This is a genomic window from Shimia sp. R9_1 (genome assembly GCF_017743775.1).
GTDB lineage: Bacteria > Pseudomonadota > Alphaproteobacteria > Rhodobacterales > Rhodobacteraceae > Shimia.
In genome coordinates this window covers 788,705-815,088 of sequence record NZ_JAGHRN010000001.1, presented here as the reverse complement: position 1 = coordinate 815,088, position 26,384 = coordinate 788,705, and the positions used below count along the sequence as shown (strand labels likewise).

The window sequence follows — 26,384 nt, the reverse complement described above, 5'->3', positions numbered from 1 at the left end:
AAACAAGCTGGGTCGCCGGGAGGTCTCAAAGCTGCGGGTCGCGCGTGGCTGTATGGCACGACCTGGCGGCGGCGGTCTGGCCAACAAAAAAGGCCCCGCAGGGCCTTTTCCTTTTCCTCACATGTCGCTGACGATCAGCTCTCGCTGAGCGCGACTTTCATGTCTTTCACTTCATAGATCACTTCGCCGTCGGCTTCGACGATGCCATCCGCAACACCCATGGTCAGGCGGCGGGTTTGAACGGCTTTGGTGAAGTCGATCTTATAAGTCAGCATCTTGCGGTCGGGGCGCACCATGCCTTTGAGTTTCACTTCGCCCACACCCAGCGCGTAGCCGCGGCCGGTCCAGCCGCGCCAGCCGAGGTTGAAGCCGGTCAGCTGCCACAGGCCATCCAGACCCAGACAGCCGGGCATGATCGGGTTGTTGGGGAAGTGGCAGTCAAAGAACCAGAGGTCAGGCGTGATGTCGAATTCCGCCAGCACGTGGCCTTTGCCATGGGCGCCGCCGTCACCGGAAATCTCGGTGATGCGGTCCATCATCAGCATGGGCGGGGCAGGGAGCTGTGCGTTGCCGGGACCAAAGAGCTCGCCACGGGCGCATTTCAGCAGATCGTCTTTGTCAAAGCTCGTTGGGTAGTCGGCCATTCTGGGAGTCCCTTGTCCATCTATCTTGATTTGGACCCCTCTAGCACTTGCTCCTATGCTCCTGCAAGGCGGCTCTCGTGCTGCAAAAGAAGCACTTTGGAGGTGCGACATCTGGTGTTGCGACTCATTTTCAATTGAAACTGCCCCTAAGGCTGCGCTAAACATGACGCGCACAAGCAGGATTTGACCCATGAGCACGACAGACGGCACACAGGCACATATCTCCGATGACCCCACCCGCGTGGGGACAAAGTGGCTGGCCTCCGGTGGTCTGCGCCCGACCCGGCAGCGGGTGGCGCTGGCAGCGCTGTTGGTGGGCGATGGCAATGACCGGCATGTGACGGCCGAAAGCCTTTATGCCTCGGTGCAGGATTCCGGAGACCGCGTGTCTCTGGCGACGGTCTACAACACTCTGCGCGCGTTCTGTGATGCGGGGCTGATGCAGGAAATCACCGTGGATGGCGCCAAAAGCTATTTTGACACCAACACCGGCGATCACCCGCATTTCTTCTGGGAAGATGACCGTATTCTGACTGACGCGCCCTCTGAAGAGCTGAAGATCGCGCGCCTGCCGAATGCGCCTGAGGGGGCCGAGATCTCCAAGATCGACGTGGTGATCCGCCTGCGCCGCACCTGAGCGACGACCCAGCCAAGTTCCTTTCTCCTATTGTGACGTGGCGACGCGCGGCGACGCCCTGTGATTGTGCGCGGCTCATGCCTGTGACAGCATGAGTGCGGCTCAGATTGGGGCGGACCACGAAGGAGAGGGCAATGAAGGCAGTGACTTGGCGCAGGTTTGGCGCGGCGCAGGATGTTTTGCAGGTTGAGGATCTGCCCAAGCCGACACCGGCAGAGGGCGAGGTTCTGGTGCGCGTGGCGTTTTCCGGTGCGAATCCCTCGGATGCCAAGGCGCGCAGCGGCACACGTCCGGGTGTGACCAAGCCGCCCTTTGAGGTCATTGTGCCCCACAGCGACGGCTCCGGTGTGATCGAGGCGGTGGGCGCGGGCGTGGACGCGGCCAGTGTGGGAGAACGGGTCTGGATCTGGAATGGCCAGTGGCAACGCCCCTTTGGCACCTGCGCGGAGTATGTCGCCCTGCCAGCGGATCAGGCGGTGGCTTTGCCGGATTGTGTTTCCCTTGAAGTGGGGGCGGTGCTGGGCATTCCCGGGCTGACGGCGGCGCAGACGGTGTTTGGCGACGGGGATGTCACGGGGCAGACGGTGCTGGTGGCTGGCGGCGGTGGCGCTGTGGGCTATCTGGCGGTGCAGCTTGCGGTGTGGGGCGGAGCCACGGTCATTGCCACCTGCGGCGCGCGTGATGTGGACCGGGTCCGGGCCGCAGGGGCTACCCATGTGTTTGACTACGCGAGCCCGACTTTGGCAGAGGATATTCTGGCCGCCAGCGGCGGGGGCGTGGACCGTGCTGTTGAGGTGGAGTTGGGGCCAAACCTGTCGCTGCTTGCCGAGGTCATGAAGCCGCTTGGCACCATTGCGGCTTATGGATCGGCAAAGGACATGACGCCTGAAATGCCCTTTGGCCCCATGCTGTTCAAAGCGCTCAAGCTTGACATCACCCTGATTTATATCCTGCCCAAAGCGGCCCGCGATGCGGCGATTGCCCGCCTGCATGAGGCGCTGGAGGCGGGGGCGCTGACCTTGGAGGCTCCGAACGTCTTTGCGCCGGAAGAGGCGGGTGCGGCGCATGATCTGGTCGAAGCGGGCGGACGCAAGGGCGCGGTTTTGGTGGGATTCTAAAATTCAAAATAGCCACTTGTGAAAGTGACAAACACCCCGCAAGAGGCGCATAGCTGGACTTGCGGGGTAGGGCGCGCTTTCGCCTTTTCGGGCAGGCGATCCCGTCGCGCCGGATGGGCCCCTTAAAACCACTGCCCCGGTTCCATCAGGCCGAGGTCGAGCAGTTGGCGGGAGTGCCATTCAAAGCGCACGGAGTTGTGCCAGCTGAACTGCTGAATGTCGAAAGTTGAGCCGGGGTTGGATTTCAGCGCCTTGGCGGTGCGGAAGGAGCAGACGGCGGCGGTCAGGTTGTTGTGCCAGGGGCAGGCGTAGGTGTTGTATTCCTGATCGTTGAAGGTGAAATCCTCGTTCAGGATCAGGTCCGGCTTGCTGCGGAAGATTGAAATCCGGTCGATTTTACGGCGGTTGGCGGGGATGTGCTCTTCAAAGCGCCAGCGCAGGCCGCCAAAGAAATCAAGTTGCCGCTCTCTGGGGTGATTGTGGTTGTCCGCGTCCAGCCGTGCCAGCGCATAGTAGCCGGAGCGGTCTAGCTGTGCGGTGTCCAGCGCCACGGCGTTTGGCGTCTGATAGAGGTCGGCGGCGTAGAGATCGATCACATAGGTGAGCATCGCGTCGCGGCGTTCCTCGGTGTGAAAGGTCAGCATTTCGCCAATGCCGCGCGTTTCACAGAACGGGAAGAACAGATATTCGGCGTTAAAGCAGTAGTAGATCCAGATGTCCGGCGCGGCCTTGATGATCGCATTGACCGTCTCGCGCATCGGCGGGCCGGAGGGCCTGTCCATGGTCACGCGCTGGCAGCGGTCCACGAGATCCGGTGCCATCTCAAAAGACCCGGGCATGAAGGCGATGACGGCTTTGAAGCCGAGCGACAGATGGTGGCGCAGGGTGCTGTCCACCTCCACGTCATCTTCGGCAAAGATCAGCGCCACCGGTCCCTTGGCGAGATGCTCTTGGCCGGTTTGCAGGAACTGCTCCAGCGAGTCGTATGTCATACGCTGCCCCACATGCGATTTTTGCCCGTTCTTTCATACTCTTGTTTCCGTCAAAATCAGGTAAAAGCCTCCGCATTGCAAGCACCCCTCATTTTGATGTAGGGAAACGCCTTGAAACCGCGAGACGCGACAGGATGTGAGCCATGGCCGAGAACACTGCAGCTGAGAAAAAGAAGCTCTTCATCAAGACCTACGGGTGTCAGATGAATGTTTATGACAGCGAGCGGATGGCCGAAGCCATGGGCGGCGCGGGCTATGAGACCACCGACAGTGCGGATGATGCGGATATGATCCTGCTCAACACCTGTCACATCCGGGAAAAGGCGGCTGAGAAGGTTTATTCCGAGTTGGGCCGCTTCAAGGGGCTGAAGGCGGAAAAGCCCAACCTGAAGATCGGCGTGGCGGGCTGTGTGGCCCAAGCTGAGGGCGAAGAGATCATGCGCCGTCAGCCATTGGTGGATCTGGTTGTGGGGCCGCAGGCCTATCACCGCCTGCCGGAGATGGAGGCCAAAACCCAAGAGGGGGTGAAGGCGCTCGACACTGATTTCCCGGAAGAAGACAAATTCGAAAAGCTCAAAGGTCGCTCCAAAGCCAAGCGCGCGCCCACCGCATTTTTGACCGTGCAGGAAGGCTGTGACAAATTCTGTGCCTTCTGCGTGGTGCCTTACACCCGCGGGGCCGAGGTGAGCCGCCCGGTGGATCGCGTTCTGACCGAGGCGCGTGATCTGGTGGAGCGCGGCGTGCGTGAGATCACTCTCTTGGGGCAGAATGTGAATGCCTATCACGGCGCCTATGGCGGCGGCGACATGACCCTCGCGGGTCTGATCTGGGAGCTCGACAAGATCGACGGGCTGGAGCGCATCCGCTTCACCACTTCCCACCCCAACGACATGATGGATGACCTGATCGAGGCGCATGGCACCTGCGAAAAACTGATGCCTTACCTGCACTTGCCGGTGCAATCAGGCTCCAACAAGATCCTCAAGCGCATGAACCGCAGCCATGACCGTGACAGCTATCTACGGTTGATCGAGCGCATCCGTGCGGCACGGCCCGACCTGCTGTTGTCCGGTGATTTTATCGTGGGCTTCCCGGAAGAGACCGAAGAGGATTTCCAGGACACCATGGATTTGATCAAAGAGGTCAGATACGGGCAGGCCTACAGCTTCAAATACTCCACACGTCCGGGCACCCCGGCGGCGGAACGTCCGCTGGTGGATGAGGCCGAGGCCAATGACCGCTTGCAACGCCTGCAGGCCCTGCTGGGCACCCAGCAGCGTGAAATTCAGGACAGCATGGTGGGGCGCGAAGTGAGCGTGCTTTACGAAAAGCCTGGTCGTCTTGAAGGGCAGATGGTCGGCAAGTCCGATTATCTGCACGCGGTCTATGTGCAGGATCCCAAAGGCCGGGTTGGGGACATCAAGCGTGTAAGAATCGTTGAGAGCAGCGCGAACTCACTTGGTGCGGTGCTGCTGAGCGATTGATCGCGCTCTGGAAACATTTCCATACACTGTAAAATATTGGTCACGGCGTCTCATATCGGGTGGGGCGCCGTCGTCACATTCTGACCATATTTTTGTGATCTGCGCGCGAAAATGCTGCATTTTTTCTTCACTTAGGGGGCTTTTCACGGCATCTTAAGCTAATTGTGAAAGCCTTGATTTAGAACGTGTTTCAACTGAACCGGGGCCTTCGGGGGATATGGAGAGGTAATCGCAGTGGCGAAAAATTCCAAAAATATGGCGCGGGCAATTATGACAAGCGCGGCAGCTGCCTGTCTTGCGCTTATGTCTATTGCTGAACCCGCCGTCGCGCAGAACCAGCGCACCGTCTTGGGGCAGCGCTATGTGCCCACCGTCTGGGTTGATCCGGATGGCTGTGAGCACTGGGTGATGGACGATGGCGTTGAAGGCTACATGACCCCCCACGTGAACCGTCAGGGTATTCCGGTCTGCCGCCGGGGCAATGTCTGTGGTGTGATGAACTCTGACCAGTTCTTTGCCACCGACAAACATTACATCAACGCGGCCAACCGGCAGCGTCTGGCGGAATTCTTCCAGAATGCGACCGCTTCCGCCTTTATCATCACCGGTCACACCGACAGCCGGGCGAGCGATTCCTATAACATGCGCCTGAGCTACAACCGTGCCAATGCGGTGGCAAAAGTGGCCCGTCAGAGCGGTGTGCGCGTTGCGGATGTGCGCGGTTATGGCGAGCGCCAGCCTCGTGCCACCAACAGCACTTCGGCGGGTCAGGCGGAAAACCGTCGCGTCGAAATCATCTGCCTGCGCTAAGGGGAGCGAATATGAAACTGATCAAAGGTGTTCTCCTTCTTGGGCTGGCCGCAAGCGTGTCTGCCTGTGTGGAGCCAAAAATTGACAAGACCGTGGACAATGGCCGCGACTCCGGCCACCTGAGCAACCTTGTTGCCGGTGTCTGGGTGGATCCAAACGGCTGTGACCACTGGATCATTGATGACGGTGTGGAGGGCTATCTGTCCCAGCGTCTTGACCCATATGGTAAGCCGGTCTGCTCCGGTGCCGCCCCTCCCGGCGTGGCAACCGGGCCTTATAAAGAAGGCTCCGGCTTTGGCGATTGGATCTGATCGCAGCAAGCTGACATGATGAAATGGAGCGCCGCCTGCGGATTGCAGGCGGCGTTTTCTTTTGTGCGAGGAGGTTGGCAACGGCGCTGGCAGGTGGCGACACAGCGCGGCCAAGTGGTTGCGTTTGGGATTTCAGCGCCTGTGCTGAAATTTGCCTGCGTCATGGAAAATTCATTGGCCTGCGCTTGCACGTGGCCGCGCAACTTGGCACGATAAAGACAGACCCTTCGCTACAGGAGATGTGATTGCCCACCGGCACCAAGTCCCAACCGCCCGCCGCCACCGCACCCAAGCCAACTTCGGTGGAGTTCCCAGACAACCGTTTGTTGATCGAACTCTGCGGTGAATATGATCGCAATCTCGCAGACATTGAGCAAAAGCTTGGGGTGCAGATCCTGCGCCGGGGCAATCAGCTTGATATTCATGGCGAAGAACCTGCCCAGGCAGAGGCCGTTGAGGTGCTGACCGGGCTCTACACACGTCTTGAGAGCGGAAAATCCGTGGATCCCGGCGATATCGACCGCGAGATTCGCATGGGGCCTTCTGAGGCGGAAACCGGCGCGCGTGATGGCGACCAGCTGGAGATGTTCAAAGGCGGCCCGGTTGAGATCAAGACCCGTAAAAAGCTGATTGAGCCGCGCACAGACGCACAAAAAGCCTATGTGCTGTCGCTGTTTAACAATGAGCTGGCCTTTGGCATTGGCCCGGCGGGCACCGGCAAAACCTATCTCGCCGTGGCTGTGGGCGTGAGCATGTTTATCTCCGGTCAAGTGGACCGGATCATCCTGTCCCGCCCTGCGGTGGAGGCCGGTGAAAAGCTTGGCTATCTGCCCGGTGACATGAAGGACAAGGTCGATCCTTACATGCAGCCGCTTTATGATGCGCTGAATGATTTTCTGCCCGGCAAACAGCTCGCCAAGCTGATTGAGGAAAAGAAGATCGAGATCGCGCCATTGGCGTTTATGCGGGGGCGCACGCTGTCTAACGCTTTTGTGGTGCTTGATGAGGCGCAAAACGCCACCACCATGCAGATGAAGATGTTCCTTACCCGTCTGGGCGAAGGCTCGCGCATGGTGATCACCGGCGACCGCAGCCAGATTGACCTGCCGCGCGGCGTGCCATCTGGCCTGAAAGATGCGGAGCGTCTGCTCAAAGGCATCCAGAACATCAGCTTCAACTATTTCACGGCTGACGACGTGGTGCGCCATCCGCTGGTCGCGGCCATCATCAAAGCCTATGACGCCGATGCGGTGCGCGCTTTGGCGGAAAAAGAAAAGAAAGCATGAGCGTTTCTCATTCTGAAAATATCCACGGGGGTGCGGGGGCAGTCAGCCCCCGTGCGACGCCTGCATGCTGACCGACACGATCCTGGAAGATCCGCGGTGGGAAACACTCGATTTTGAAACCCTTGCCGAAACCGCCGCGCAGGCGACTTTGGCGCATCTTGCACTCAATGCGGAGGATTTTGAGATTGCGGTGCTGGCCTGTGATGATGCGCGCATTGCGGTTTTGAACGCGGATTTTCGCGATAAGGACAAAGCCACCAATGTGCTGAGCTGGCCAAGTGAGGAACGCGGCGCAGAAGATGACGGGGCAGATCCGCTGCCACCCGAACAGAGCCTGCCGGGCATGCCGGAGGAGCTTGGCGATATTGCGATCTCCTATGACACCTGCCTGAAAGAGGCGGATGCGGCGGGCAAACCGCTGGCCGATCATTGCACGCATCTTGTGGTTCATGGCGTGTTACATCTTTTGGGCTATGATCACATTCGTGACAAAGATGCCACTTTGATGGAAGGTCACGAGGTGGCCATACTTGGCAAACTGGGTCTGCCGGACCCATATGACGACACTTAAGGGGCGCAAAGCCTCCAGACACAGACCAGTGACACCGATCATCGGAAAGGACAGATGGGCGACAGTATAGACGGGTCTTCTAACGCAGCGCCCCGCGCGCAGCCGGAAGGCCAGAGAACCGCGTCAAAAGGCTGGCTTGGCCGCCTCTTTGGCTCAAATGACACCGCAGAACCTGGTGCAGAGCGCCCGGTCGCCCCCTTGGCACCTGCTGGGCAGGTGCATGGCATGGTCAACCTGCGCCGCATGCGCGTTGAGGATGTGGCCGTTCCCAAGGCAGATATCATCGCGGTGCCCAACACCATCACCAAGGCCGAGTTGGTGCAGCTGTTTCGCGACAGCGGCCTGACGCGCTTGCCGGTTTATGACAATACGCTGGACACGCCGGTGGGCTTTGTTCACCTGAAAGACTTTGCCTTGCGCCACGGCTTTAACGGCAATGGCGACGGCGATTTTGACGTGACCCGCGTGCTGCGTCCGCTGCTGTTTGTGCCGCCTTCTATGACCATTGGCGTGCTGCTCACCAAGATGCAGACCGAGCGGCGGCATATGGCGCTGGTGATTGATGAATATGGCGGTGTGGATGGTCTGGTGACCATCGAAGACCTGATTGAGCAGGTGATTGGCGATATCGAAGACGAACATGACATCGAGGAGGCGGACCTTTTTGTGGAGGAAAAGCCCGGATGTTATCTGGCGCTTGCCAAAACCCCGCTGGAGGATTTTGAGGCCGCCATTGGCCGCTCGCTGACCCACCACGAAGAGGTGGACCGCGAAGAAATCGACACATTGGGCGGGCTGGTCTTTATGCTGTCTGGCCATGTGCCCGCACGCGGCGAGGTTGTGGAAAGCCCTGACGGTGTGGAGTTTGAGGTGGTGGACGCGGATCCACGCCGGATCAAACGCCTGAGGGTCTTTGTGCCAAGCCCGTCGGTGGTTGTGCAGGATGGCTGACACCAACAGCTCGGAGGGGCGGCGCGTCTGGCGCGCTGTGCCCTTCCGAATTGCCGCGGGCGGCGCCATACTTGGCTCCATGGCCGGGCTGGGCCATCCGCCCTTTGATCTGTGGTGGGCAACCCTTCTGGCCTTCGCGGCGGTCTTTTACCTGCTGCATGAAGTGCAGCGCGGACGGGAGACCGTCTGGCTCGGTCTGGGATTTGGCACCGGCTACTTCGCCATGTCCCTGCATTGGATTGTCGAGCCGTTTTTTGTCGACCCATTGCGCCACGGCTGGATGGCGCCTTTTGCCATTGTCTTTATGGCGGTGGGCCTGAGCCTGTTTTGGAGTGCGGCCTTTTGGCTGGCCAAGCGGTTGCATCCTTCGGGCTGGCCGGTTGTGCTGACACTGACCGGGGCGGAGCTTTTGCGGGCCTATGTGTTGACGGGTTTCCCTTGGGGGATGCCGTCTTATGCGCTGGTGGACCGGCTGGCAGGGCAGGGTGCAGCCTTTGTGGGGCCGCATGGGCTGAACCTCATGTTGTTTGCCGTGAGCATGGCGCTGGGGCTTGCGGCGGTGGCGACGCGCGGGCGTTTGCCATTGGCGGCGCTGGGCGTGAGCGGCGCGGTGGCCTTGGCCTGGCCGATGGCTCCGGCAGAGCCTGTGGCGCCAACGGAGCAGCCTGTTGTGCGTCTTGTGCAGCCCAATGCCCCGCAGCATCAGAAATGGGATCCGGAATACACTGGCCTTTTCTTTGAACGGTTGGTGCGCGCCACGGCAGCGGGCGGGCAGCGCCCTGAACTGATCGTCTGGCCGGAAACAGCGGTGCCGGTTCTCTTGAATTACGCTGAGGAGACGCTGCAGATCATCAGCCGGTCCGCAGCGGGCGTGCCGGTTGTGCTGGGCATCAACCGTTTTGAAGGCACGCGCATCCACAACGCCGCGATCTTGCTGGATAGCATCGGTGAGGTTGCCGCCACCTACGACAAACATCACCTTGTGCCCTTTGGCGAATATATCCCGCTTGGCAATCTGATGGCGCGCATTGGCATTACCGGTTTTGCAAGCCGCAGCGGGGACGGGTTCTCGCCGGGGCCGGGGCCTGCGCTGATGGATCTGGGAACGCTGGGCAAGGCGCTGATGCTGATCTGCTATGAGGCGGTCTTTCCGCAGGATGTATTTAACGCACCGGAGCGCCCCTCATTCATTCTGCATCTGACCAATGATGCGTGGTTTGGCTCTTTCTCCGGCCCGTTTCAGCATCTCGCGCAGGCGCGAATGCGGGCAATTGAAAGCGGCTTGCCGGTGCTGCGCGCTGCCAACACGGGTGTGAGTGCTGCGATTGATGCTCAGGGGCGCGTTTTGCAGGCGCTGGAGCTCAATACCGAGGGGTATCTGGACGTTGCCTTGCCCGCGCCACGCCCACGCACGGTTTATGCGCGCAGCGGGGATTGGCCGATCATTGCAGTGGTGTTCTTGCTGCTATGCGCGACAAGCTTAACCCTGTGGCGTAAAAGCAATTGACCTGACATTTTTGCTCGGGTAGGGCGGAACTCACTTTGTCGTCACAACGGCTTCCTGACGTGGCGATTTATCTTCTATTGGAGCACTTCATGACACGACAGAACTACACGTTTACTTCCGAAAGTGTTTCGGAAGGGCACCCAGACAAGGTCTGTGACCGTATCTCGGACGCCGTACTTGATGCCTTTTTGGCGGAAGAACCGGAGGCCCGGGTGGCCGCAGAGACCTTTGCCACCACCAATCGCGTGGTGATCGGCGGGGAGGTGGGCCTGTCAGATCAGGACAAGCTGCACGACTATATGGGCAAGATCGACGAAATCGCGCGCGCTTGTATCAAAGACATCGGTTATGAGCAGGAGAAATTCCACCACGAGACGGTGGAAATCACCAACCTGCTGCACGAACAATCCGCCCATATCGCGCAGGGTGTGGATGCGGCCGCAGACAAAGACGAAGGCGCGGGCGATCAGGGCATCATGTTTGGTTATGCCACCACGGAAACCGAGGCGCTGATGCCCGCGCCGATCCAGTATTCCCACGCGATCCTGCGCCGTCTGGCGGAAGTGCGGAAGTCTGGTCAGGAGCCAACTTTGGGCCCGGATGCGAAGTCTCAGCTTTCTGTTGTTTATGAAGGCGGCAAGCCAGTGGGCGTGAGCTCCATCGTGCTGTCGACCCAGCATCTGGATGAGAGCATGACCAGCGCGGATGTGCGCGCCGTTGTCGAGCCTTACATTCGCGAAACCCTGCCTGAGGGCTGGATCACGGATGCCACCGCCTGGCACGTGAACCCGACCGGCAAGTTTGTGATCGGTGGTCCGGATGGGGACGCAGGTCTAACAGGTCGTAAGATCATCGTGGACACCTATGGCGGCGCTGCCCCACACGGCGGCGGTGCTTTCTCTGGCAAAGATCCAACCAAGGTGGACCGCTCAGCTGCCTATGCGGCGCGTTATCTGGCGAAAAACGTGGTGGCCGCGGGCATGGCGGAGCGCTGCACCATTCAGCTGTCTTACGCGATTGGTGTGTCTGAGCCGCTGTCTGTTTACGCGGACACGTTTGGCACAGGTGATGTGGCTCCGGCAGAGATCGAAAAAGCGATCCGCAAGGTGATGAGCCTGACCCCGCGCGGCATTCGCGAGAAACTGCAGCTCAACAAGCCGATCTATCAGCGCACCGCCGCCTATGGCCACTTTGGCCGCACACCGGATGCGGACGGCGGCTTCAGCTGGGAGCGCACAGATCTGGTGGACGATCTGAAAAAAGCGATCTGAGCCCCAGTTTGCTCTGACCTGGTTTGATCTGAAATGTGAAAGTCCCGCCGGTGATCTCGGCGGGCTTTTTTGTTGAGCTCAAGGTGAGGCAGGGGCCTGTGCAGCAGCTCTTCTAAGGAGCACATTGGTTTTGCCGCGTTTTTGTGCGAGTTTTGCAAAAAACGAGGGAGGACAAAGGGATGCTGTTGGAAGTGGCACTGCCGCTGGCGCTGGCCATTATCATGTTTTCGCTGGGCTTTGGTCTGACTTTTGCGGATTTTGGCCGGGTCTTCAGCCTGCCGCGCGCGGTTTTGACGGGCATTCTGATGCAGGTGGTGGCCCTGCCGGTGGTGGCTTTTGTGTTGGTCAGCCTCACCAGCCTGCCGCCCGGTCTGGCGCTGGGGGTGATGATCCTGTCGTTCTGCCCCGGGGGCGTGACCTCCAGTATTCTCACCAAGCTCGCGGGAGGGACGGTGGCCCTGTCGATCACGCTCACAGCGGTGGTCAGCTTGCTGTCCGTGCTGACAGTGCCTGCGCTGGTGGGCTGGTCCACCGACTATTTCCTTGGCAGCGCAGCGCCGGAGCTCAATGTCACGGCGATTGGCATGAGCATGTTTGTCATCACGGCGGTGCCGGTGATGATTGGTGTGTTGTTGCGCTTTGTCGCGCCTGCTTTTGCTGACCGTCACGAGGGCAAAGTTTCTTTGGTGGCGCTGGTGCTGTTTGTGATCATGGTGGCGGCGGCGCTGGCGGACAATTGGGCGATGTTTGCTGCCAATCTGGGCACGCTCGCGCCGGTCCTGATCGGGCTGAATGCGGTGTTGTTGCTGCTGGGCGTGGTCGTAGCGCGGGTGGTTGGCCTGTCCGGTGCGGACGGCCTCTGTATCTCGGTGGAGATGGCGGTGCAAAACGCAACACTTGGCATCACCGTGGCGGGCATGGTGGCCGCAGTGGCGGGCATACCGGAATATGCGGTGCCCTCGGCGGTTTACGGCATCACGATGTTTGTGGTGACCATCCCCGGTGTGTTCCTTTTGCGCCTGATCTTCGGCAAAACTTGACCTTTGGCGCGGCTTTGGGCAAAGGCTGCGCGCAAAGATCGAGGATCACGCTGCCATGTCTGACGACACCAAACCCACCAACCATCCCTCAGGCGCGCCCTGGCGCAACTTCTATGGCCGCTTCAAAGGCAAGGGGCTGCGCCCCAGCCAAGAGGCCTATCTGGATGAGGATCTGGCGGCTCTGTCGCCGGGCAAGGTGAGCTGGGAAGAGAACCCGGAGCGCGCGCATATCGACTTGAAGGCGCTGTTTGGCGACAAAGACGTCTGGCTTGAGGTCGGCTTTGGCGGCGGTGAGCACATGGTGCATCAGGCGGTGCAGAACCCCGATGTGGGCATCATCGGCTGTGAGCCTTACATCAACGGTGTGGCGATGCTGCTGGGCAAGATCCGGCAGGCGGGGGCAGACAACATCAAGGTGCATCCCGGTGATGCGCGCGACATGTTTGATGTGCTGCCCGACCAGAGCCTCAGCCGCGCCTTTCTGCTCTATCCTGATCCATGGCCCAAGAAACGCCACCACCGCCGCCGCTTTGTGACACCTGACCATCTGGAGCCGCTGTCGCGCAAGCTCAAGCCCGGTGCGATTTTCCGCGTGGCCACCGACATTGAGGACTACGTGCGTCAGACGCTTGAGCAGGTGCCGCGCCATGGCTTTGAATGGCTGGCGGAAAAGCCCGCAGATTGGCGGGAGCCATGGGAAGATTGGATTTCCACGCGTTATGAGCAGAAGGCGTTTCGCGAAGGCCGCAAGCCGCATTATCTGACTTTCAGAAAGGTGTAAGGGGGCCAGCCCCCTCAGCCTGCGGCTTCACCCCCGGGATATTTTTTGAATGAGAAAGCCCCACGCATTTACGGGGGGGCTTTGTTGCGCTAACAGCTTTGGCAACTGAACAAAGGATGACGCGCATATGTCCGGCCATGGCACCCCGATCCCGATGACTTCTTCCCCCTGCGGCCCGCTTTCTGGTGAGGCGCATGTGCCCGGTGACAAATCCATCAGCCACCGCAGCCTGATCCTTGGCGCGATGGCGGTGGGGGAGACCAAAATCAGCGGTCTGCTGGAAGGCGAAGATGTGCTGGACACCGGCAAAGCCATGCAGGCTTTTGGCGCGGAGGTGATCAACCACGGTGAAGGCAACTGGTCTGTGCATGGGGTGGGTGTTGGCGGTTTTGGCGAGCCGGACACGGTGATTGACTGTGGCAACTCCGGCACCGGCGTGCGCCTGATCATGGGGGCGATGGCCACCAGCGACATTACGGTGACCTTCACCGGTGACGCAAGCCTCAATGGCCGCCCGATGGCGCGAGTGACCGATCCGATTGCGCTGTTTGGGGCCACTTCTGTGGGCCGCTCCGGCGGGCGTCTGCCCATGACCATTGTGGGCGCGCATGATCCGGTGCCGGTGCGCTATGAGGTGCCGATGCCCTCAGCGCAGGTGAAATCTGCGGTGCTTTTGGCGGGGTTGAACGCGCCGGGGCAGACTGTGGTGATCGAGAAAGAAGCCACCCGCGATCACACAGAGCGGATGCTGGCAGGCTTTGGCGCTGAGATCACGGTTAAGGAAACCGATGAAGGCCGCGTGATCACCCTGACCGGTCAGCCGGAGTTGAAGCCGCAGACCATTGTGGTGCCGCGTGATCCAAGCTCGGCGGCCTTTCCTGTCTGTGCGGCGATCATCACGCCCGGCTCTGATGTGCTGGTGCCCAATATTGGTCTGAACCCGACCCGTGCGGGCCTGTTTTATGCGCTGCAATCCATGGGCGCGGATCTGACCTTTGAAAACGAGCGTGAAGAGGGCGGCGAGCCTGTGGCGGACTTGCGTGCGCGCTTCTCGCCTGACCTCAAGGGCGCTGATATTGACCCGCTGCGCGCGGCCAGCATGATTGATGAATATCCGGTGCTGTCTGTTGTCGCGGCCTTTGCCGACGGCGACACGGTTATGAAAGGCGTGAAGGAGCTGCGCGTCAAGGAGAGCGACCGGATTGACGCCATGGCCAAAGGGCTGCGTGCCAATGGCGTTGAGGTGGAAGAAGGCGATGACTGGTGGATTGTCAAAGGGCGTGGCCACGGCAATGTGCCGGGTGGCGCGACCTGTGAGAGCTTTCTGGATCACCGCATTGCCATGAGCTTTATGGTGATGGGCATGGCCACACAGAAGCCAGTGAGCGTGGATGATGGCAGCCCGATTGCCACCTCGTTCCCGATCTTTGAGCCGCTGATGAGTGGGCTGGGTGCCGCAATCACGCGGAGCTGAGGCGCGCGCACTGGCGTTCTACATTCGATAGGACACAAAAGACGGCTCGGGTTTCCTGAGCCGTTTTGCGTTTGGCGTGTCAGCGTGGGGGGCTGAAGGGCGAGCTGCCCCGCGTCAGCTTTCAGGCTCGTTGAGCATATTGTCGATCATGGTGAGATGATCGCTTTTGAGCGGCTTGTTGATATAGCCGCGGACAACCGGGAAAGATTTTGCGCGCTCCATATCGGCCTCAGAAATGGAGGTGGTGAGCATGATCACAGCGGCGCGGGCAAAATCATCGCCGAATTCTTGGCTGGCGGCTTCGAGGAATTCAAAGCCGTTCATGCGGGGCATATTGATGTCGAGCAAAATGGCGTCTGTTGTGATGCCATTTTTGGAGCGCAGGAATTCCAATGCGGATTCTGGTTCATAAAACTGTTCCAGCGAGCCGACGATCTGCGAGCGCTCCACAATTTTCTGATAGATTTTTTGTTCGACTTTGCTGTCGTCGATCATCATCAGATTGTTGATCATCTTAGCTTTCCTTAATGCGCACCCGGAACTGGCTGCCCTCTCCAAATTCAGACGTCACCTCAATTTTGCCGCCATGGTTCATCGCTATGCGTTGACATATCGCAAGGCCAAGTCCAGAGCCAGCATAGTCTTCTTGCGCATTAAGTCGTGTAAAAGGCGTAAAGATCCGTCCCTGAAGCTCACTTCGCATGCCAATACCGTTGTCTGTGACCGCGAAAGCCACCTCGCCGCGCCGGGATCTCTCTGTGGTGACAGAGATTTTTGGGGTCCGGTCGGCGGCACGGAATTTGATCGCATTGCTGATCAGATTTTGCAGAAGTTGCCGCATTTGCGCGGGGTGGGCGTTGATCTTGGGCAGGGATGCGTGTTCGATTTCTGCGCCGCTTGCGATGATGTCGGCTTTGAGGTCATCCAGAACCTCGCTCAGCAGCACATCCATATCCACCTCGGAGCGCTTCATTTCGCTGCCAATCGCGTTGGTGTATTCAAGCACATCGTCGATGAGTTGCGCCATGCGTTGGTTGGTGGCGGTCAGGTCGTCAAACATCTCCGCATCATCTTCCGACATATGCGGCGCGAGGGCCTCACCCAGTTCAGATATGAGCAGCGAGGTGGTGTTGGTGGGCGCCTTCAGATCGTGGGAGGTGGCATAGGCAAAAGCGCGCAGCTCTGCGTTAGCGGCGCTTGCCAGGCTCACCTGCTGAAGCAGTTTGGCATTGAGATTGCGGATTTCGGTCAGTTGGCGGCGGTCCTCTGAGACATCCGCGTAAGTGAGCAATGTACCGTCAGCGCCAAGAGGCAGTGTTGTGCGCACATAGGTTTTCCCGTCGGAGAATTTGAACTCATTGGTGCTGTTCAGTTGCAGGCCGTCGTTGGATAGATGCCCCAGAAATTCCGTTTTTGTCCTGCCTTTCAGCGGTACGGTTCCGTTATCAATCAACGTTTCAACAACTTTCTGGAAGTTGTTGCCACGCTTAAGCAGGGCATGTCCGTTTGGCGCGCGGTCTTTGGCAAATTGATTGGCAAATTCGATCGCACCCTGTGGGGATACCAAAACGATGCCGAGCTGTATTTGATCCACCAGCGTTGAGGCGAATTTGCGGCGGGCCTGCGTGGTGCGTTTTTGGCGCCAGCGCGCCCAGGCAATAAAGAGCACCAGAATTGAGGCGGCACCAATGAGCAGCGCGTTTCGGACAAATGTGATGCGGCTGTCTGTCCAGAACACAGGCGTGCCGAAATATTCTTCGCGGATTTGAGTGTCCATGGAGGAGGCGAGATAGCCGGGAATAACCGCGTTAAGGCGTTCCCGGGTTTGTCCCAGACCAAAACGCAGGGCAATAGCGCGGTCGACGCTGTGGATCGGGGTTTCGATTTCGCGGATCTGATCCTGAACGCCGAGACCGGCTGCGGCCACGGTGATGGCGTGCCTTGGGTACAGGATTGCATCGACCTGTCCAACCAGAAGGCCATTTAGCAAAGCGTCCGGTCCGTCAAAGATGCGCAGTTCCAGCCCTTCATGATTTTCCGCCAGTTGCCGGGCAACGCCAACGGCTTCGACGCCAAGCCGCGAGCCAACCAGGGAATAGAGGTCGGAAATTTGGCGACCTTCGCCAACGCGCGTGAAAACCGCAAAGGAGGCCCGATCAATCGGCGCGGTGAAGTCCATACGCAGGCGGGCTTCTTCGTTGATCGCTACTTGAGGCAGAAGGTCATAGCGATCCGGCGCTGGACCAAGGGCGAGGCTCTCCTCGTCAATTTCAACAAACTCGATGGCGATCCCGGCGGATTTTGTAAGGTGGCGGATGGTGTCGACGGAAAACCCGGAAAAGGTGCCATCCGGATTGATCATGGAGTAGGGTGGGGCGTGAAACACACCCACTTTCAGCACGTCAGGCTCTAGAGGCGCAACAGAGACCCGGTTTATGTTGCGCAGCTCCTCAAGGGTGCCATCCGCCTCCAATTCGGCGATTGCCTGGTTGATGGCGGGCATGAGGTCTGAGAACTCGCGGCGCAGGGTGATGACACGGTCAAAATTCCGCAGCGGCGGGCCAACCGCAAGGATGCGGTGATCAAGACGGAGCGCATGGGCGTCTGCGAGCGTGACGTTGTCACTGGCAATCAACGCATCGACCGTACCGCGTAGCAGTTCCATGATGGAATTGGTCGAGACCGGAATTTCTACGGGGATGTTGCGCGCAATAAAGGAGGTGCCTTCGGTGCCAACCGAGACACCAGGAACAGCGATCTTAGCATCAGACATCGTGGCCGGGTTGAGGGTTTCCACGTCTTCGGTGCGGATAAATATCCGCATATGGGTTTGGGCTATTGGGTCTGAAAAGATGTTGTTCTCAGCCAGCACCGGCAGCGCGGCAATGGCCGGCATCAAGTCGATATCGCCCAGAACTTGCGCCCGGATGAGATCTTCTGCGCGGGAGAATTTTCGAAACGCGATCTTGAAGCCGGCACGTGCCGCCACCTCTCGGATGACTTCGGCGCCGAAGCCGCCTGCGCTGCCATCCGGCTCAACGCGAAAGAGGGGGGCAATTTCAGTCCAGCCCACAACCAAAGACGCTTCAGAATGCTGAGCTTTCGTACGTTCTGCCATGCCAAACATCACCGGCAGCGCGAATACAAGGATCGCAAAGTATCTAGTCATAGTCGCTCTCGTAGTGCGCGAGTGTTCTTGGGAGGTTTAGTCTTTCGGCCGTTTCGCGATTTATTTGGGTAGATGATGTACGATACATGCATCTATCGCGACGATCTACCTTTGGGGGAGGTGTATACAACTTTCGGATAGTGTTGAATATGTCACATTTTTGAATGGAGGCGCCAAGATTGAGGTTGGCTGCCCTATAGGCATTGATGAAAGGGTCATTGAAAATGGGGCTTATGTTCCGAGCAGTGCATTGAGCGTGGCAAGCACAAGCGGTTTGTCCTCTTGCCAGTCCGCATCGGGGCAGTGTTGCAGGGTCTGCAGCGTGTCCCACATGTCGGTTTGTCCCAACACAGCAGCAGAACCGGAAAGCTTATGCGCGGCGTCGCGGTCCGCTTCGGTCAGGTGCGTCTTGTGCTCAAGGGTTGCGATGAGTTGCGAAAGGTCTGCGTTCATTTCCGCAAGCGCCTTGGCAAAGCGTTCGGGGCCAAAGCGGGCGAGATATTCGTTTTCCGGCTCAGCAGGCGCGTCGGCGGGCTGATCGGTCAGCCGCATGTCAAAGACGCCTGCGAGGCATTGATGCACCGAGGCGCGGGAGACGGGTTTGACCAGAACGTTGTGAAAACCGGCGGCGAGGATCTTTTTGTGATCAGCCGGTGCGGCATGCGCGGTCACGGCGATTGCCGGGAGCGGCAGGCCGTCCTCTGAATTTTCGCGAATTCTGCGCAGGGTCTCGATGCCGTCGATTTCCGGCATGCTGATGTCGAGCATCAGAACGTCAAAGTCCTGCGCCTCAACCTCGGCGATGGCGTCAAACCCGTTGGAGACAGAGGTGACGCTGGCCCCAAGCTCTTCAAGGATTGCGGACAGGATGTTGCGGTTGATCTGGTTGTCGTCACAGACCAGAGCGTGAATGGCGCGCGGTAGGCTTGTAAGCTTAGACGGGGCGGAGGCGCTTTGCGGTGCGGTTTGCGCATCGGCGACGGGGAGCGGCAGGCGCAGGACAAAGAGGCTGCCTTCGCCCAAAAGACTGTCTGCGTCGATTTCCCCGCCCATCTGGTTGATCAGGCGTTTTGTGATCGCCAATCCCAGACCCGTGCCGGAGTTGGTGCGGGCAAAAGCGGTGTCGATGGTGACAAACTCTTCGAATATCCGTTCGAGGTTTTCAGGGGCGATGCCCACGCCGGTGTCGGCAACACGGATTTCGACGTCGCCGCCTGAGAGCCGTTCGACCTCAACGTTGACGACGCCATTTTGGGTGAACTTATTGGCATTGCCGATCAGATTGACCAGACAGCGTTGAAGTGAGCGTGGAGCGCCGCGCACATAGCCAAGGTCCTCGGACTGGAACGAGACCGAAAGCCTGTTGTTCTGCGCTTTTGCGCCCGGTTGAAGGCTGTCCGTGACTTCGGTGATCAGGGCGCTCAGATCAAAGGTGGCGATTTCGTCGAAATCCGCGTCTGAGGTCAGCTTGGAGAAGTCAAGCACGTCGTTGACATGTGACAGCAGCAGATCGCCGGAGACGGCGATGGCGTTGAGATGCTGTTTCTGGCGGTCGTTGAGCGACGTCTGATCAATCAGGTCAAGCGAGCCGAGAATGCCATTGAGCGGGGTGCGCATCTCGTGGCTCATCACGGTGAGCAGGTTTGATTTGGCCTTCTCGCCAAGTTGGGCCTTCTCCAGCGCATCCTTGAGCGCTTCTTCGGCTTCAAGCTCCGCCGTGATGTCGCGCAGGTAGGAGACAAACACAGTTTCCCCCGCCGCCTGTGACAAGGAAATGGAGAGCTCGACCGGAAAGACCTCGCCGGATTTGCGCAGGCCCTGCAGGCGAACGCGGCCCGCATCGATGACTTTGCGGCCTCCTGTGCGCAGGAAACGGGCCATGCCTTCGCGGTGGGCATCCCGCAGGTGTTGCGGCACGATCAGGTCGACCATGTCCTGCCCAAGAACCTCTTCGCGTTGATAGCCAAAGACCGACTGTGCAGCGCCATTAAATTCGATGATGTGACCCTTGGCATCCACAACCAAGACGGCATCAAGGGAAGAGGAAATGGCCGCCTCAAAGCGGGCGCGGGCGATGTCGCTGATCAGGGAAATGGATTTGCCCTGCCGATGCAATCCGATCAGCGTGGCAAGTGCGCCAAACAGCACGGTGATCAGGACAACGATGCCAATGGCGAGGCTGCGCAGGGTGTCAGAAAAGGTTTCGCGACGGGCGGTTTCTTGCGCCGTGAAGCTAGCGATGCCGGAGTGCGCCAGGCTACGCACCGCCGGGGCCAAGGCGGTGATGTCCTGATAGATGCCATCAAGTGCTGCGCGTAAGGCCGCATTGCCCGCGTCGATGGCGGGGGTGGTCTTCTCAAGAAAGTCGGTGGCCATCTTCAACTGGCCGACAATTTCGGGCTCATCCTTGAAGGACTGATACAGCGCGCTTTGCCGCAGGGTGGTGATGCGGCTGTAGAAGATGTCATAGCGTTTGCGCAGGACATTCAGCTCCGCCTGTGGGTCGTTCAATGCGTCCAGCGTGACATTCTGCAATCGCAAGAGTTCGACCTCCAACTGCGACATACGCCAGCTGACGTCATCGTGCTGCGCGGTGGACAGCACGCGCAGGTCGGTGGTCACAGAGCGGCCAAGCAAGCCGATGATAATCAGACTTGCGATCAAAAGCGCGCCAAGCGCTATGAGTGGCCACCGCCCCAGCATCAAAGAGTGTCGATCGCGTATCGTGCCTACCCCAGATGGTTAATTGGCAACCACTTCAATCTGACTGAGCTGCCATATGCTGCGAGAATAATATTCTTCAGACTTATACGCGGCGTTGCCTGCGAATGGGTAAACGATCCAAAGTGGCCCTTTGTCGCGCAGGGACATTTCTTCACCGTTGCGCAGATAGGCCACGATTGGGCCGTTGGGCACCGCGTCACTTGTCGGGATCGATACAGCATAGTCATTGGCAGCAATGGCAATCAATTTGCCGTTGCTTGCGCCGACATGTTCCAGAAGGCTGTGAAGGGGGACGCCCACAAAGGTTTGTTCGCCTTCGGTCCAGATGGTTTCGGTCTGAAAGCTTTCACTGGGCAGGGTGCGTAGATCTTCAGCGCTGAAGCTCCAGGCACCGCCATCGGAAGAGGTGGCAACATCGCCGTAAACCGCAAGGATGGTTTCGCTGGCCGCCGAAGTGGCAAGGCAGGCTGCAGCGGCGGCAGAGAACAAAACGGATTTCAACATATTCATGGGGCCGACTCCTGTGGATTTCTTACATCGCAGAAGTGTTGTGCCACGGCTTGATTTTGGGCGGGGACGCGCATTGGGTTACGCGACTAACCTTTCGTATAGTCGCCCATACCTTTCGCCGCGCGGGCGCACCGGAAGTGTGCCTCGCCATGGCGCAATCTATGCGGGTTTACTCAAACCTATCGAATTTGCGTTGTTTTTGACCTTGGGTCATTAGGGGAAAGGTAAGATTACTATGCCATTTGAATTCTATAAGGATAAGGGAGCGCTCTCTGGTTCTGGCACCGCTTGCGAGTTAGGCTCGGGTCAGGCCAATCACATAGGGCGACCGGTTTCGATGCGAATTTTACTTGCTGATGATCATGGAATGGTTCGGGAAACCATTTCTGCCTACCTCACCTCTGAGGGGCGTGCGGCCGTTGTTGCGGTGTCTGACTACTTTGAAGCCATGAAGGCGCTGGAGCAGAAGGGGACCTTTGATCTCGTTTTGCTGGATTTCAGCATGCCCGGCATGAACGGGCTTCAGGGATTGACCGACGCTTTGGCCAAATACCCGGAACAGCCCATTGCGATTGTCAGTGGCACCGCCCCCAATAAGGTGGCGCAAGAGGCTCTGGATGCGGGTGCGATCGGATTTCTGCCCAAAACCATGGGTGCCAAATCGTTGGTGAACGCCGTGCGCTTCATGATCGCGGGAGAGAGCTTTGTGCCGCCCAGCGTGATGGCGGGGGGCGAAGCGGATGAGGAAACCGCTTTTGCCAAGCAGTTCAGTCAGCGTGAAAAAGAAGTGCTGACCGGGCTTTGCAAAGGGCATTCCAACAAGGAGATCGCGCGGGATCTGGATCTTCAGGAGGTCACGATCAAGCTGCATGTGCGTACCCTTTGCAAAAAATTGAATGCGAAGAACCGCACACAGGCGGCATTAATCGCGAAGGAAGCGGGCTTTGAGTAAGCCCACTTCTACGTTTTCGATCAGAACAGAATAGTGTCATAAAGATCGTTAAGTTGCGCGGCCGTGCCGTCCAGCACGAGAGTGGTGTTGTTTGACAGGGAGATCTGCAGATCATCGCCAGAGCTTGTGACATGGGTGGCAAACCATTGCAGATGTTCCGCGTCGCTTGCGCCCAACTCCAGGCGGCGGAAGTCCAGACGGTCACCGCCATCTATGTCGTAGTCCAGAATGCGGTCGGTGCTGCCGTCCAGATCATCACTGCGGAAGATGAAGCGGTCAGCTCCAGCGCCACCCGAGGCCAGGTCCGCTCCAGCCCCGAGGTAGAGCCGGTCGCCGCCTGCGCCGCCGTCCAGAGTGTCATTGCCTGACGCGCCGCTGAGATAGTCGCGGTCATCGCCACCGTTCAGGACGTCGTTGCCGCTGTCGCCGCGCAGGCTGTCGCGACCCAAGCCGCCGGTGAGCACATCGTCGTTCACACCGCCACGCAGATCGTCGCTGCCAGCGCCGCCATCAAGCTGGTCGTCGCCGGAACCGCCCCGGAGCGTGTCTGCGCCATCGTCGCCGTTGAGCGTGTCATCGCCTGATCCACCCACAAGGCTGTCATCGGCTGCGCCGCCTGAGAGTGCATCATGGCCGCTGCCGCCTTCGAGCGTGTCAGCATCTGCGCCGCCGTCGAGGGTATCGTAGCCGGAGCCGCCGCGCAGCAGATCACTGCCTGCGCCACCTGAGAGCGCATCGTCGCCTGATCCGCCGTCGAGGGTGTCCGCTCCGGTGCCGCCCTCCAGCGTGTCGTCTTGGCCGCCGCCTGACAACAGATCGTCGCCGGTGCCGCCATAGAGGGCATCCGAGCCGGAGCCGCCATTCAAGACATCATTGTTTGCGCCGCCATCCAGCGTGTCGTGGCCTGCTGAGCCCTCCAGAGTGTCGTCTCCGGCACCGCCAAGAAGCAGGTCGTCATCCTCTGGCAGGAGGTTGCCGTACTGGTCATAGCGCAGCCCGCCGTCGTAGTCGGATATGATGCTGCTTTCATAGTTGGGACCAGCTCCGCCGTGCAGATAGTCGTTGCCGTCGTCACCGCGCAGCGCGTCTCCGGCGCTGCCGCCGAACAGGGCGTCGGTGCCGATGCCGCCGTTGATGGTGTCATGCCCTGCATTTCCCGAGAGATGGTCATCATAGGTCAACGCGCCTTCGGTGGTGGCCACAAGCTCCAGATCGCGCAGAAGCACAGAGGAGCTGAGATCCACCTCGGCAAAGGGGCTTTCTGCGGTTGGGTCAGCGGCACCATCGTTGGAGTAAGACCGTGGCGCGTTGGTGATCAGGTGCAAGGCCGCTTCGCCGGTGTCTGGATCGATGATGACCTGATAGATGCCGCCGGAGCTGCGGGTGCTGTTGTTCATATCGTGATCGCCGGAGTTGCCGCCCACATAGAGCGTGCCATCTGCATCCACGATCGCAGCCCCAAAGGTTATGGCCGGTGCGCCAGCAAGGGTCTGCCCATCCACCACGGTTGATGTGACCGGAACGGTGGAGAAGGTGGGCTCACCTGAAGAGATGTCCACGACCAGAAGGATGGTGTCGTGACCTTCCCCCGGTGGGCGGGCAACGCCGTAGAATTTCTGGCTGCCGGCATCGTAAGCCACATCATAGACGCGATGCTGCACCAGAGAGCGGGGGAGGTGGTGCACGGTGACCTCGGGATTGCCGTTTTCATCAAACGTATCGACGTCGATTACCGCGATGCGGTCCATGCTGGATTCAAAAGACCAGAGATTGCCTTGATCATCAAAATCCCCAGTCCAGGAGCGGTAAGGTGTTTCACCGATCCGGTAGCTGTGGCCTTCGGCATCGAGCATGATCAGATCAGAGCGCTGAACCGCATTGCCAAGGCTGTCGATACCGTTGCTGACCGCAATCGCATAGAGCAGATCGTCTTCGGCGTTGTAGCCCATGGAGTTCACATTGACCGTGCCTGCGGCGCCTGCGATTTCATAGCTTTGGGTTTCCACGTCAAAGACATGCAGTGTGCCGTTGAGCACCTGATAGAGATTGGATTGGCCATCCGCAAAGGCCGCAACTGTCACTGTCTGCCCGCCGATCTCCATCTCTTTGTCATAGTGGAAAGCAGGGCCTGAGGTGTCGATGACCGGGCCTTGGCCTTCGCCCTGAACCGAGCGGATGGTGATTTCAGGCGCATTGCGTTGTGCCGTAAAGGTGGTCTCAAAAGTGGAGAAGGCCCCGCTTTCTGAAGAGAAGTCGCCGACCACCACGCCGTCGACCAGAACCTCGATTGAGGCGCTGGTCAGACCGGCGGAGAAGTTGGCCGCAAGATCAAAGCTCAGGCGGTAGACGCCGTTTTCAGCCAGAGAGAGGCTTTGGCTCATGGATTGGTGGCCGCCATCAAGGTCGGTGATGGTCCAGTTGCCGCTGTTGGCATAATCTTGAAAGCCGGAGGCGCCAGAGGTGCCAGACAGCAGGTTTTCCTGAGCGTGATCGCCGTGGATGACATCGTTTCCTGCAGAGCCGGTGAGCGTGTCATCCCCGTCCAGCCCGACCATGAGGTCGCTGGCTTGCGTGCCATCAAAGGCGTCGGACAGAATTGTGCCGATGAGTGTGTTTTCTGTTGGATCAGGCATAGCCGTTCCTTTCCTGTTTCTCGGAGGCGTGCGGGCTTACCAGCCGATGCCGTTTACGGCGATGTTGCGGGGAGCGGTGTCAAAGAGGCGCACCACGTCGATCACTTCGATGTCCGGGTGCCGTGTGACGGCCTCGCGATAGGTGTCGCTGGCGTGGCAGACGATCACCGCATCCACCGAACGCATCAGGTGGTCGATGTCGTCACACAGCATGTCTTTGAGCTGTGCCGAGAGGGTCGCCAGACCCTGGCTGCCATGTTTGGTGTAGCTGGCGAGGCCTTCCAGCGGGGTGTCTTTGGTGACGGCGGCGTCATGGGCCAGCAGTTCCACACCTTGGCCTTGCAGAGTGGCCATTGCCTCAAGGATCGGACTTTCGCGCAGATCGTCGGTGCCCGGCTTAAACGCAAGACCGAGGACGCCGACGCGCCGGGCACCTGTGGCCAAGGCCATTTCGACTGCGCGGTTGATCTGTTCCGCGTTGGAGCTTTCCAAATTGCCGATCATCGGCAGGGACACGCCGTGCTTTTGTGCCACATATTGCACCGCGCGCACCTCTTTGGGCAGGCAGGAACCGCCATAGGCAAAGCCGGGTTTGAGGTAGTAGGAGGACAGGTTGAGTTTCTGGTCCTGAGTGAAGATGTCCATCACGGCGTGGCTGTCGACACCAAGCGGTTTGCACAGACGGCCGACCTCATTGGCAAAGCAGACCTTGGTGGCGTGCCAGACGTTGTCGACATATTTGATCGTTTCAGCCACTTCGATGGTGGTGAGGATCGGATTGTCATCCACAGGGGCATAGATCCGGCGCATGATTTCCGCGGTGGCAAAATCGGTGGTGCCGATCACGGTTTTGGGCGGGTGATGGAAATCAGAGATTGCCACGCCTTCGCGCAGGAATTCCGGGTTAAAGCAGATGCCGAAATCGCGGCCTGCAACTTTGCCGGAGACCTCTTCCAGAATGGGTGTCATCACAGACATGGTGGTGCCCGGCGGGATCGAGCAGCGCATGGCAAAGACGTGAAACCCTTCTTTGTCGCGCAGCCCTTCGCCCATCGCGCGGGAGGCGGCCCGGATGTAGGTGTCGTCACAGCCACCATCGGCAGCGGTTGGCGTGCCAACGGAGACAAAGGTCACATCCGTCTCGCGCACAGCGGCGGTGAGATCGTCGGTTGCCGAGATCAGCCCATCCTTGACGCCCTGTGTGAGGGTTTCGCTCAGATCCGCCTCATGGATCGGGCTTTTGCCGCGGCCAATTTGTGCCACTTTGCCAAGATCCAGATCGACGCCGATCACACGGTGACCAAGTGCTGCGAGGCAGGCGGTGGACACCGCGCCGACATAGCCGAGACCTACGATGCTGATGCTGGCCTTCTCGCTTGGGATGGGGGTAACAAGCTCAGCTGGTTGGTTTGAAAAATCGCGGAATTCCATAAAAACGTCCTCCTGTTTGAATTGAGCTTAGGAGGAAGCCCGCAGTCTTTTTGCTGGCGTTAGATCAGGTGGGGATGGCTTTGGGTCA

Annotated in this window: 22 protein-coding genes and 1 riboswitch; of the genes, 14 read left to right on the top strand and 8 right to left on the bottom strand. The window is 59.2% G+C overall.

The annotated features are described in order from the left end of the window. Window positions 1-134: 134 nt before the first annotated feature. Window positions 135-644: a bifunctional 3-hydroxydecanoyl-ACP dehydratase/trans-2-decenoyl-ACP isomerase gene (fabA, locus tag J7399_RS03885; RefSeq protein WP_209077646.1), complete on the bottom strand. Its 510-nt coding sequence runs from the start codon at window positions 642-644 to the stop codon at window positions 135-137. A gap of 190 nt (window positions 645-834) precedes the next feature. Here fabA and irrA point away from each other — a divergent pair, with 190 nt between their 5' ends. Both irrA and J7399_RS03875 read left to right on the top strand, forming a co-directional pair. Next, window positions 835-1,281 carry an iron response transcriptional regulator IrrA gene (gene irrA / locus J7399_RS03880; RefSeq protein WP_247742712.1) on the top strand — a complete coding sequence of 149 codons (447 nt, stop codon included), beginning with the start codon at window positions 835-837 and terminating at the stop codon, window positions 1,279-1,281. A 134-nt stretch (window positions 1,282-1,415) separates the two neighbouring features. Then, window positions 1,416-2,399, top strand: a complete 984-nt coding sequence (locus J7399_RS03875; RefSeq protein ID WP_209084225.1) for an NADPH:quinone reductase — start codon at window positions 1,416-1,418, stop codon at window positions 2,397-2,399. Window positions 2,400-2,521: 122 nt separating this feature from the next. On the opposite strand, the gene J7399_RS03870 is transcribed toward J7399_RS03875, so the two are convergent. Continuing rightward, window positions 2,522-3,391: a hypothetical protein gene (locus tag J7399_RS03870; RefSeq protein WP_209084223.1), complete on the bottom strand. Its 870-nt coding sequence runs from the start codon at window positions 3,389-3,391 to the stop codon at window positions 2,522-2,524. Window positions 3,392-3,534: 143 nt separating this feature from the next. On the opposite strand from J7399_RS03870, the gene miaB reads away from it, so the two are divergent. From miaB to aroA, 11 genes are all read left to right on the top strand, one after another. Beyond that, window positions 3,535-4,875, top strand: coding sequence for a tRNA (N6-isopentenyl adenosine(37)-C2)-methylthiotransferase MiaB (gene miaB, locus J7399_RS03865; RefSeq protein ID WP_209084221.1), 1,341 nt, complete (start codon window positions 3,535-3,537; stop codon window positions 4,873-4,875). Between the two features lie 270 nt (window positions 4,876-5,145). After that, the gene (locus tag J7399_RS03860; protein WP_247742711.1) at window positions 5,146-5,685 is read left to right on the top strand and encodes an OmpA family protein; all 540 of its coding nucleotides are present in this window, start codon (window positions 5,146-5,148) and stop codon (window positions 5,683-5,685) included. An 11-nt stretch (window positions 5,686-5,696) separates the two neighbouring features. Further along, entirely contained in the window at window positions 5,697-5,996 is a 300-nt protein-coding gene (locus J7399_RS03855) for a hypothetical protein (RefSeq protein WP_209061849.1), read from the top strand. Window positions 5,997-6,241: 245 nt separating this feature from the next. Beyond that, window positions 6,242-7,282 carry a PhoH family protein gene (locus J7399_RS03850; RefSeq protein WP_209084219.1) on the top strand — a complete coding sequence of 347 codons (1,041 nt, stop codon included), beginning with the start codon at window positions 6,242-6,244 and terminating at the stop codon, window positions 7,280-7,282. A 64-nt stretch (window positions 7,283-7,346) separates the two neighbouring features. Next, a complete protein-coding gene (gene ybeY / locus J7399_RS03845) occupies window positions 7,347-7,853 on the top strand; it encodes an rRNA maturation RNase YbeY (protein ID WP_209084218.1) in 507 nt (168 codons plus the stop codon). A gap of 54 nt (window positions 7,854-7,907) precedes the next feature. Continuing rightward, a complete protein-coding gene (locus J7399_RS03840; RefSeq protein ID WP_209061837.1) occupies window positions 7,908-8,804 on the top strand; it encodes a hemolysin family protein in 897 nt (298 codons plus the stop codon). Further along, on the top strand, window positions 8,797-10,311 hold the full coding sequence (gene lnt / locus J7399_RS03835; protein ID WP_209084217.1) for an apolipoprotein N-acyltransferase: 1,515 nt from the start codon (window positions 8,797-8,799) through the stop codon (window positions 10,309-10,311). The genes J7399_RS03840 and lnt overlap by 8 nt, the downstream gene beginning before the upstream one ends. A gap of 35 nt (window positions 10,312-10,346) precedes the next feature. Further along, a riboswitch (SAM-SAH riboswitch) is annotated at window positions 10,347-10,396 on the top strand. Window positions 10,397-10,400: 4 nt separating this feature from the next. Continuing rightward, on the top strand, window positions 10,401-11,582 hold the full coding sequence (metK, locus tag J7399_RS03830) for a methionine adenosyltransferase (RefSeq protein WP_209084216.1): 1,182 nt from the start codon (window positions 10,401-10,403) through the stop codon (window positions 11,580-11,582). 143 nt (window positions 11,583-11,725) lie between these two features. Further along, complete coding sequence (locus J7399_RS03825) at window positions 11,726-12,622, top strand: bile acid:sodium symporter (protein ID WP_348539428.1); 897 nt, start codon at window positions 11,726-11,728, stop codon at window positions 12,620-12,622. Window positions 12,623-12,677: 55 nt separating this feature from the next. Further along, entirely contained in the window at window positions 12,678-13,403 is a 726-nt protein-coding gene (trmB, locus tag J7399_RS03820) for a tRNA (guanosine(46)-N7)-methyltransferase TrmB (protein ID WP_209077669.1), read from the top strand. Window positions 13,404-13,530: 127 nt separating this feature from the next. After that, on the top strand, window positions 13,531-14,877 hold the full coding sequence (gene aroA / locus J7399_RS03815) for a 3-phosphoshikimate 1-carboxyvinyltransferase (protein WP_209084214.1): 1,347 nt from the start codon (window positions 13,531-13,533) through the stop codon (window positions 14,875-14,877). Window positions 14,878-14,991: 114 nt separating this feature from the next. Here aroA and J7399_RS03810 read toward each other — a convergent pair whose 3' ends face one another. From J7399_RS03810 to J7399_RS03795, 4 genes are all read right to left on the bottom strand, one after another. Continuing rightward, window positions 14,992-15,390 carry a response regulator gene (locus tag J7399_RS03810; protein ID WP_209077673.1) on the bottom strand — a complete coding sequence of 133 codons (399 nt, stop codon included), beginning with the start codon at window positions 15,388-15,390 and terminating at the stop codon, window positions 14,992-14,994. A gap of 1 nt (window position 15,391) precedes the next feature. Next, complete coding sequence (locus J7399_RS03805; protein ID WP_209084212.1) at window positions 15,392-18,046, bottom strand: transporter substrate-binding domain-containing protein; 2,655 nt, start codon at window positions 18,044-18,046, stop codon at window positions 15,392-15,394. 231 nt (window positions 18,047-18,277) lie between these two features. Further along, window positions 18,278-20,710 carry a PAS domain-containing hybrid sensor histidine kinase/response regulator gene (locus J7399_RS03800; RefSeq protein WP_247742710.1) on the bottom strand — a complete coding sequence of 811 codons (2,433 nt, stop codon included), beginning with the start codon at window positions 20,708-20,710 and terminating at the stop codon, window positions 18,278-18,280. A 78-nt stretch (window positions 20,711-20,788) separates the two neighbouring features. Then, a complete protein-coding gene (locus J7399_RS03795) occupies window positions 20,789-21,280 on the bottom strand; it encodes a molybdopterin-dependent oxidoreductase (RefSeq protein WP_348539427.1) in 492 nt (163 codons plus the stop codon). Window positions 21,281-21,617: 337 nt separating this feature from the next. Between J7399_RS03795 and J7399_RS03790 the strand changes: the two genes are divergently transcribed. Next, window positions 21,618-22,232, top strand: a complete 615-nt coding sequence (locus J7399_RS03790) for a response regulator transcription factor (protein WP_209061821.1) — start codon at window positions 21,618-21,620, stop codon at window positions 22,230-22,232. 20 nt (window positions 22,233-22,252) lie between these two features. Here J7399_RS03790 and J7399_RS03785 read toward each other — a convergent pair whose 3' ends face one another. Together J7399_RS03785 and J7399_RS03780 are read right to left on the bottom strand one after the other, a co-directional pair. After that, complete coding sequence (locus J7399_RS03785; protein WP_209084209.1) at window positions 22,253-24,865, bottom strand: calcium-binding protein; 2,613 nt, start codon at window positions 24,863-24,865, stop codon at window positions 22,253-22,255. 36 nt (window positions 24,866-24,901) lie between these two features. Beyond that, window positions 24,902-26,296 carry a nucleotide sugar dehydrogenase gene (locus tag J7399_RS03780; RefSeq protein ID WP_209084208.1) on the bottom strand — a complete coding sequence of 465 codons (1,395 nt, stop codon included), beginning with the start codon at window positions 26,294-26,296 and terminating at the stop codon, window positions 24,902-24,904. Window positions 26,297-26,384: the final 88 nt, after the last annotated feature.